The following is an 8,966-nucleotide window of genomic DNA, read 5'->3' on the forward strand; positions in this document are numbered from 1 at the left end:
CGATCGGCTTGCCCTGCCAGGTGCCCTTGACCGTGGCGATCTCCGGACCGCCGTAGATCTCGGTGCACATCTGGTCCTTGGGGACGGGTGCGACCGCGCGGGAGGCGGAGCCCGCCCTGGGGGGTGATTCTTTCTAACAACTGTTTGGTAGAGTCGCTGGCGTGAAGCAGAACGAGTCCCCCGCGGACCGGGCCTTCCGCGCCGAGGTCCGCGACTGGCTCCAGAGCAACCTGTCGGGCGAGTTCGCGCACGCCCGCGGGCTCGGCGGCCCCGGCCGCGAGCACGAGGCCTTCGAGGAGCGGCTGGCCTGGGAGCGTCACATGGCCGCCGCCGGCTGGACCTGCGTGGGCTGGCCCCGCGAGTACGGCGGCCGCGGCGCCACCGTCGAGCAGCAGGTGATCTTCCACGAGGAGTACGCGCTCGCCGACGGGCCCGCCCGGGTCAACCACATCGGCGAGAACCTGCTCGGGCCCACGATCATCGCCTTCGGCACCGACGAGCAGCGCGCCCGCTTCCTGCCGCCGATCGTGGCGGCGCGGGAGCTGTGGTGCCAGGGCTACTCCGAGCCGAACGCGGGCTCCGACCTCGCCAACGTGCAGACCCGCGCCGAGCTCGCCGGAGACCACTGGCTGGTCGACGGGCAGAAGGTGTGGACGTCGCTGGCCCTCGAAGCCGACTGGTGCTTCGTCGTGTGCCGCACCGAGCCGGGGTCGTCCCGCCACCGGGGCCTGTCGTACCTGCTCGTCCCGATGCGGCAGGACGGCGTGGACATCCGGCCGATCGTCCAGCTCACCGGCACCTCCGAGTTCAACGAGGTGTTCTTCGACGGCGCCCGCACCGACGCGGGCAACATCGTCGGGGAGCCCGGCGAGGGCTGGAGGATCGCGATGGCGACGCTCGGGTTCGAGCGCGGCGTCGCGACGCTCGGCCAGCAGGTGGGGTTCCGGCGCGAGTTCGAGGGCGTCGCCGACCTCGCCCGCCGCACCGGCGCCATCGACGACCCCCTGCTGCGCGACCGGCTGACCCGGTCCTACATGGGCCTGGAGATCATGCGGCTGAACGCGGTGCGCACCATGGCGGGCGTCGCGTCGGGCGCGCCCGGCCCCGAGTCGTCGATCTCCAAGCTCGTCTGGGGCACCTGGCACCGCGAACTCGGCGAGCTGGCCATGGACGTCCTCGGCGCCGCCGGCCTCGTCGCCGACGGGGCGCCGGGCGCGGGCCCGGACGGCGGGACCGCGCAGCCCTACGACCTGAACGACTGGCAGCGGCTGTTCCTGTTCTCCCGCTCCGACACGATCTACGCCGGGTCGAACGAGATCCAGCGCAACATCATCGCCGAGCGCGTGCTCGGCCTGCCCCGTGAACCGGCCGCCGACAGGAAGGCACGCGGATGACCCCGCCCCCCTACGTCCCCGGACACGGCCTGCTCGCCGGCCGCGCCGTCGTGATCACCGCCGCGGCGGGGGCCGGCATCGGCGGCGCCACCGCCCGCCGCTGCCTGGAGGAGGGCGCCCGCGTCCTGGTCTCCGACGCGCACGAGCGGCGGCTCGCCGCGACGGCGGCGGAGCTGGAGAAGGAGTTCGGCGCCGACCGGGTCGACGCGCTGCCCTGCGACGTCACCTCCGAGGAGCAGGTCCAGGCCCTCTACGGCCGGGCCGTGGAGCGGTTCGGCCGCATCGACGTCGCGGTCAACAACGCCGGGCTCGGCGGGACGGCGGACCTCGTCGACATGACCGACGAGCAGTGGGGCCGCGTCCTCGACATCACCCTCACCGGCACGATGCGCTGCACCCGCGCCGCCCTGCGCCTCATGCGCGACCAGGGCACCGGCGTGGTCGTCAACAACGCCTCGGTGATCGGCTGGCGGGCGCAGAAGGGCCAGGCGCACTACGCCGCCGCCAAGGCGGGGGTCATGGCGCTCACCCGCTGCTCCGCGCTGGAGGCCGCCGACTTCGGCGTCCGGGTCAACGCCGTCTCCCCGTCCCTGGCCATGCACCCGCACCTGGTCAAGGTGACGTCGGAGGAGCTGCTGGAGGAGCTGACGCGCCGGGAGGCGTTCGGCCGCTACGCCGAGCCGTGGGAGGTGGCCAACGTTATCGTCTTCCTGGCCAGCGACTACTCGTCGTACATGACGGGCGAGGTCGTCTCCGTCTCCTCCCAGCACGCTTAGGACACCGGTACATGAGGAACTGCGCATGAGTCCACGACGGCGCGACGCCGAGGGAACCGCCGCCGCCCGCGCGGGGCGGCGGGCCGAGCTGCTCGCCACGGCCGCCGAGGTGTTCGCCTCCCAGGGCTACTCCGCCACCACCGTCCGGAAGGTGGCCGACGCCGCCGGGATCCTCGGCGGCAGCCTCTACTACCACTTCGACTCCAAGGAGTCGATGGCCGACGAGATCCTGTCGACCTTCCTGGACGACATGTGGGCCGCCTACGACCGCGTCCTGCAGGCCGGGCTCAGCGCGCGCGACACCCTGGAGGCCATCGTCGTCGAGTCGTTCCGCTCGATCGACAGGCACCGTCCCGCGGTCGTCCTCTACCAGAACGAGTCCAAGCACCTCGCGACCAGCGAGCGGTTCCACTACCTCCTGGACTCCCAGCGGCGGTTCGAGGAGATGTGGCTGTCCCTGCTGGACCGCGGCGTCAAGGAGGGCGCCTTCCGCGCCGACCTCGACCGGACCCTCATCTACCGCTTCATCCGCGACACCGTCTGGGTCGCGGCGAACTGGTACCAGCACGGCGGGCGGCTGTCCGCCGACGACATCGCCAAGCAGTACCTCGCCATGTTCCTCGAAGGGATCCAGGCGAGCTAGGCCCCGTACGAAGGAGACACCCCCCATGGCCGAGGCTTACATCGTCGACGCGGTCCGCGCCCCGGTCGGGCGCCGCAACGGCGGGCTCGCCGGAGTGCACCCCGCCGACCTCGGCGCGCACGTGCTGACCGCCCTCATGGACCGGACGAAGATCGACCCGGCCGCCGTCGAGGACGTCGTGTTCGGCTGCGTCGACACCCTCGGTCCTCAGGCCGGCGACATCGCCCGCACCTGCTGGCTGGCCGCCGGGCTCCCCGAGGAGGTCCCCGGCGTCACGGTCGACCGGCAGTGCGGCTCCTCCCAGCAGGCCGTGCACTTCGCGGCGCAGGCCGTCCTGTCCGGGACGTCGGACCTGGTCGTCGCGGGCGGCGTGCAGAACATGTCGCAGATCCCGATCGGCTCGGCGATGACCGCCGCGGCGCCGCTCGGCTTCACCGAGGGCCCCTTCGCGGGCTCGGCGGGCTGGGCGCGCCGCTACGGCGACACCGAGGTGTCGCAGTTCAACGGCGCCGAGATGATCGCCCGCGACTGGGACATCTCCCGCGAGGAGATGGAGGCGTTCGCCTACGAGTCGCACCAGCGCGCCATCCGCGCCATCGACGAGGGCCGGTTCGAGCGCGAGACGGTCGCCTACGAGAGCGTCACCGCCGACGAGGGACCGCGCCGCGACACCACCCTGGAGAAGATGGCGGGCCTGAAGACCCTGGTGGAGGGCGGCCGCCTCACCGCGGCCGTCTCGTCGCAGATCTCCGACGGCGCGGCCGCGCTGCTCATCGCCTCCGAGCAGGCCGTCAAGGACCACGGCCTCACCCCCCGCGCCCGCATCCACCACCTGTCCGCGCGCGGAGAGGACCCCATCCGGATGTTGTCGGCGCCCATCCCCGCCACCGCGTACGCGCTGAAGAAGACCGGGATGACGATCGGCGAGATCGACGCCGTCGAGATCAACGAGGCGTTCGCGTCCGTCGTCCTCGCCTGGCTCAAGGAGACCGGCGCCGACCCGGCGACGACCAACCCCAACGGCGGCGCCATAGCCCTCGGCCACCCCCTCGGCGCCACCGGCGCCCGCCTGATGACCACCCTCCTGCACGAGCTCGACCGCACCGGCGGCCGCTACGGCCTCCAGACCATGTGCGAAGGCGGCGGCCAGGCCAACGTCACCATCATCGAGCGGCTGGCCTAGCCGGGAGCGGGAGGCGGACTGATGGACGTCTTCGAACCGGCACGGCTCGGGCCGCTGACGCTGCGGAACCGCGTGATCAAGGCGGCCACGTCCGAGGGGATGACGCCCGACGCGCTGGTGACCGACGACCTGGTCGAGTACCACCGGCGCCCGGCCGCCGGGGGCGTGGGCATGACCACCGTCGCCTACTGCGCGGTCGCGCCCGAGGGGCGGACCGAGCGGCGGCAGATCTGGATGCGGCCGGAGGCCGTCCCCGGGCTGCGGCGCCTCACCGACGCCGTGCACGCGGAGGGCGCCGCCGCGTCCGCGCAGCTCGGTCACGCCGGACCGGTCGCCGACGCCAGCTCCAACGGGGTGCCCGCGATCTCGGCCGGCCGGTTCTTCAACCCCCTCGGCATGGCCTTCACCAAGGTCGCCAAGGCGGAGGACATCGAGCGCATCACCCGCGCCCACGCCGAGGCCGCGCGGCTGGCGATCGAGTCCGGCTTCGACGCCGTGGAGCTCCACCTCGGGCACAACTACCTGGCCAGCGCGTTCCTCAGCCCCCGCCTCAACCGCCGCGAGGACGGCTACGGCGGGCCGATCGAGAACCGGGCCAAGGTCGCGCTCGGCATCGCCCGCGCCGTCCGCGACGAGGTCGGCGACCGCATCGCGATCACCGCCAAGCTCAACATGCGCGACGGCGTGCGCGGCGGCCTGGAGATCGACGACAGCCTCCATGTCGCCCGCCGGCTCCAGGAGGAGGGCACCGTCGACGCGCTGGAGCTGACCGCCGGCAGCTCGCTGCTCAACCCGATGTACCTGTTCCGCGGGGAGATGCCCATCCCCGAGTTCGCGGCCAGCTACAAGCTGCCCATGCGGATCGGCCTGCGGATGTTCGGCAAGCGGTTCCTGCGCGCCTACCCCTACCAGGACGCCTACCTGCTGGAGCACGCGCGGAGGTTCCGCGCCGAGCTCGACCTGCCCCTGATCCTGCTGGGCGGCATCACCGACCGCGCGAGCATGGACACCGCGATGGCGGAGGGCTTCGAGTTCGTCGCCATGGCCCGCGCCCTCCTCCGCGAACCCGACCTCGTGAACCGGATCGCCGCCGACCCGTCCACGCCGTCGCTGTGCGTCCACTGCAACCGCTGCGTCCCGACGGTCTACCGGGGCACCCACTGCCCGCTCGTCCCGGCGCCGGATTGACCTGGAGTGCGCTCCAGCTCGTAGCGTTCGGGGCATGACCACTCCACAGCACACGATCGGATCGGGGTTCGGCTTCGAGAGCACGGCGAGGGACGTCCTCGCGGGCATCGACCTCTCGGGGAGGCTCGCCGTCGTCACCGGCGGCTACTCGGGCCTCGGGCTGGAGACGACGCGGGCGCTGGCGGGCGCGGGGGCGCGGGTGGTGGTCCCCGCGCGGCGGCCGGAGGCGGCGAAGGAGGCCGTCGGCGGCATCGACGGCGTCGAGGTGGACGAACTGGACCTGGCCGACCTGGAGAGCGTGCGCGGGTTCGCGGAGCGGTTCCTCGCGTCCGGGCGCGGCATCGACATCCTGATCAACAACGCGGCGGTCATGGCCTGCCCGGAGACGCGCGTCGGGCCCGGCTGGGAGGCGCAGTTCGCCACCAACCACCTCGGGCACTTCGCGCTGGTGAACCGCCTGTGGCCGGCCGTCGGGCCGGGGGCCCGGGTGGTCGCGGTGTCGTCGCGCGGGCACCACTTCTCCCCGATCCGGTGGGACGACGTGCAGTTCGAGCGCGGCTACGACAAATGGGAGGCGTACGGGCAGGCGAAGACGGCCAACGTGCTGTTCGCCGTCCACCTGGACGCGCTCGCCAAGGACGCCGTGCGGGCCTTCTCGCTCCATCCGGGAAGCATCCTGACGCCCCTCCAGCGCCACATCCCCCTGGAGGAGAAGGTGGCGAACGGCTGGATCGACGAGGACGGGAACGAGATCGGCCAGGGGTTCAAGACGCCGGAGCAGGGCGCGGCCACGGCGGTGTGGGCGGCCACGTCCCCGCGGCTGGACGGCATGGGCGGCGTGTACTGCGAGGACTGCGACGTCGCCGAACAGGCCCCGGACGGTGACCCCGAGCGACGCGGCCGCGTCGGCGCGCCCTCCAGCGGGGTGCGCTCCTACGCGACCGACCCGGCGCAGGCCGAGCGGCTGTGGGAGCTGTCGGCGGAGCTGACCGGGGTGAACGCGTTCGCGTAGCGCCTGCGACGATGGGGCCGTGATCGACATCGCCGGGTGGGCCCCGGAACCCCAGGAGACGACCGAGGTCGTCGGCGCAGGGCCGTCGGAGGCGCTGGCCGGGCTGCTCGACGTCGAGCCGCCGGGGGAGGAGCTGCCGCCCCTCTGGCACTGGCTGCACTTCCTGGAACGGCCCGCGCAGCGAGAGCTGGGGCCGGACGGGCATCCGCGCGAGGGACGGTTCCTCCCGCCGCTCCCCGAACGGCGCCGCATGTTCGCCGGCGGGCGGTTCCGGGTCCACGAGCCCCTGCGTGCCGGGGACGCCGTCACGCGCCGGACGGAGCTCGCCTCCACCGCGGTGAAGCAGGGCCGCAGCGGGGAGATGCTGTTCGTCACCGTCCGGCACAGGTTCCTGCGGGACGGCGCCGAGATCGCGGTCGAGGAGCAGGATCTCGTCTACCGCAGCGGCGGCACGGCGTCCCGTCCGGAGCCGCCGCGGTCCGAGGCGCCGGACGTGGACGCGCCGTGGACCCTGAGGACGACCGCCGATCCGGTCATGCTGTTCCGGTTCAGCGCCCTCACCTACAACGCCCATCGCATCCACTACGACGAGGTGTACGCGACCGTGGTGGAGGGGCACGCCGGGCTCGTCGTCCACGGCCCGCTGCTCGCGATCCTCTGCCTGGAGCTGCCGCGCCGGGCGGGCCTGAAGGTGCGCGAACTGTCGTTCCGCGCCCGCAGGCCCGTCCACGCGGGGCAGCCGTTCGTGGCGGCCGGGTCCCCGGACGGCACCCTCTCGATCCACGCCCCGGGCGACGCCACGGCGATGACCGCCACCTTCGCGTGAGGAGCGGCGCCGATCTCCCTTGATCGGCGCCGATCTCCCTCAGGCGGCGGTGACGGGCGCCTCCCGCACGGCCGGGCCGCCGCGGCGCTCCGCCGCGACCTGCTGCACGTACCGCTTGACCTCGCCGCTGACCCGCTCGTCGTCCCAGCCGAGCCAGGGCGCGACGAGTTCGGCGACGCGGGACGCCGCGGCCGTGCCGCCGTCCCATTCCTCGATCGAGACGCGCAGCCGCCGCGACAGGACGTCCTCCAGGTGCAGCGCGCCCTCGTGGGTCACCGCGTAGACGGCCTCGGCGCACAGGTAGTCCCCGGCCCCGGGGATGGGGGCGCCGAGCGCCGGGTCGTCGGCGACCATGGCCAGCACCTCCCGGGCGCACGACCCGTACCGGTGCAGCAGGTGCTCGATCCGCGCGACGTGCAGGCCGGACTCGGCGGCGAGCCGGCGCCGCTCGTTCCACAGCACCTCGTACCCGGTGGCGCCGAGGATCGGCAGCCGGCCGGTGACCGACGCGGGTACGGAGTCGTCGAGGCCCTCGGCGACGACGTCGACCGCGTCCCGCGCCATCACGCGGTAGGTGGTGAACTTCCCGCCGGTCACGACGACGAGGCCGGGCACCGGCTCGGCGACGGCGTGCTCGCGGGAGAGCCGCGTGGTGTCGTCCATCTCGCCGGACAGCAGCGGCCGCAGCCCCGCGTAGACGCCCTCGATGTCGTCGTGCGTGAGCGGCGTCCGCAGGACGGCGTTCGCCTGGTCGAGGAGGTAGCCGATGTCGGTGTGGTCGGCGACGGGCTCGTCGGGGCCGTCGGCGTGCGGGGTGTCGGTGGTGCCGACGAGCCAGTGCCGCCCCCACGGGATGATGAACAGGACGCTCCTGGAGGTCCGCGTGATCAACCCGGTGCCCATCGGGATCCGGTCGCGCGGCACGACCAGGTGGACGCCCTTGGACGCCCGCACGGCGAACGCGGCCCGGGCCCCGGTCATCGCCTGCGCGCCGTCCGTCCACACCCCGGTCGCGCACACCACGCGCCGGGCCCGCACGGCGATCTCCCGGTCGCCCTCCAGGTCCAGGACGCGGACGCCGGTCACCCGCTCGCCCTCGCGCAGGAACCCCGTCGCCTCGGCGCGGGTGGCCACCCTGGCGCCGTACTGCGCGGCGGTGCGGGCGACCATCATCGTGTAGCGGGCGTCGTCGACCTGCGCGTCGTAGTACTGGACGGCCCCGACCAGCGCGTCCGAGCGCAGGGCGGGAGCCTCCCGCAGCGCGGCCCGCCGGGTGAGCTGGCGGTGCCGGGGCAGCGACCGCGCGCCGCCCATCGTGTCGTACAGCGTCACCCCCGCGCTGACGTAGGCCCGCTCCCAGACCCGGTTGCGCAGCGGATAGAGGAACCGGACGGGCCGCACCAGGTGCGGAGCGAGCCGCTGCAGCAGCAGGCCGCGCTCCCGCAGCGCCTCCCTGACCAGCCCGAAGTCGCGCTGTTCGAGGTAGCGCAGCCCGCCGTGGATCAGTTTGCTGGACCGGCTGGACGTGCCGGCCGCCCAGTCCCGCGCCTCCACGAGGGCGACGGACAGGCCCCGCGAGATCGCGTCGAGCGCCGCGCCGGCGCCGACGACGCCGCCGCCGACGACCACGACGTCGAACTCGGTCTCCGCCAGGTCGCGCAGGGTGTCCTCGCGGTACTGGGGGCCGAGGGCTACAGATGTCACCGCATGCTCCCGAAGAGAGGTCGGAACCAGTGTCGTGCGGCCGGGTTGCGGCGGGCCGTCGCCCGGAAGGCCTCCGGGCCAACAACCCGCCGCAACCCGGCGAAGGCGCGCTCAGTCACTCAGGTCGACCCAGTCGAGGGTCCGGTCGACGGCCTTCTTCCAGCCTGCGTAGCCCTGTTGGCGTTGGTCGTCGTTCCAGGTGGGCTGCCAGCGTTTGTCCTCGTTCCAGTTCTGGCGGAG

The 8,966-nt window shown here is 73.4% G+C and carries 8 protein-coding genes; 7 read left to right on the forward strand and 1 reads right to left on the reverse strand.

The genetic code is table 11. The annotated features are described in order from the left end of the window. Positions 1 to 161: 161 nt before the first annotated feature. The 7 genes from AB0K37_RS37830 to AB0K37_RS37860 are packed head-to-tail and all read left to right on the forward strand — an operon-like array spanning position 162 to position 7,022. Positions 162 to 1,394, forward strand: coding sequence for an acyl-CoA dehydrogenase family protein (locus tag AB0K37_RS37830; RefSeq protein WP_363989817.1), 1,233 nt, complete (start codon positions 162 to 164; stop codon positions 1,392 to 1,394). Continuing rightward, positions 1,391 to 2,170: an SDR family oxidoreductase gene (locus tag AB0K37_RS37835; protein WP_363989820.1), complete on the forward strand. Its 780-nt coding sequence runs from the start codon at positions 1,391 to 1,393 to the stop codon at positions 2,168 to 2,170. Before AB0K37_RS37830 ends, AB0K37_RS37835 begins: the two co-directional genes overlap by 4 nt. Positions 2,171 to 2,195: 25 nt before the next feature. After that, positions 2,196 to 2,813, forward strand: coding sequence for a TetR/AcrR family transcriptional regulator (locus AB0K37_RS37840; protein ID WP_363989821.1), 618 nt, complete (start codon positions 2,196 to 2,198; stop codon positions 2,811 to 2,813). Between the two features lie 25 nt (positions 2,814 to 2,838). Continuing rightward, positions 2,839 to 3,996, forward strand: a complete 1,158-nt coding sequence (locus AB0K37_RS37845) for an acetyl-CoA C-acetyltransferase (protein ID WP_363989824.1) — start codon at positions 2,839 to 2,841, stop codon at positions 3,994 to 3,996. Between the two features lie 21 nt (positions 3,997 to 4,017). Then, positions 4,018 to 5,184: an NADH:flavin oxidoreductase gene (locus AB0K37_RS37850; protein ID WP_363989827.1), complete on the forward strand. Its 1,167-nt coding sequence runs from the start codon at positions 4,018 to 4,020 to the stop codon at positions 5,182 to 5,184. Between the two features lie 34 nt (positions 5,185 to 5,218). Then, positions 5,219 to 6,196: an SDR family NAD(P)-dependent oxidoreductase gene (locus tag AB0K37_RS37855; protein WP_363989830.1), complete on the forward strand. Its 978-nt coding sequence runs from the start codon at positions 5,219 to 5,221 to the stop codon at positions 6,194 to 6,196. Between the two features lie 19 nt (positions 6,197 to 6,215). Continuing rightward, positions 6,216 to 7,022 (forward strand): MaoC family dehydratase N-terminal domain-containing protein, encoded by an 807-nt coding sequence (locus tag AB0K37_RS37860; RefSeq protein WP_363989832.1) that lies wholly within the window; start codon positions 6,216 to 6,218, stop codon positions 7,020 to 7,022. 39 nt (positions 7,023 to 7,061) lie between these two features. On the opposite strand, the gene AB0K37_RS37865 is transcribed toward AB0K37_RS37860, so the two are convergent. Next, complete coding sequence (locus AB0K37_RS37865) at positions 7,062 to 8,726, reverse strand: glycerol-3-phosphate dehydrogenase/oxidase (protein WP_363989835.1); 1,665 nt, start codon at positions 8,724 to 8,726, stop codon at positions 7,062 to 7,064. Positions 8,727 to 8,966: the final 240 nt, after the last annotated feature.

Origin of the sequence: Actinomadura sp. NPDC049753 (assembly GCF_040674655.1) — a bacterium.
In the GTDB taxonomy this organism is placed as follows: domain Bacteria; phylum Actinomycetota; class Actinomycetes; order Streptosporangiales; family Streptosporangiaceae; genus Spirillospora; species Spirillospora verrucosospora.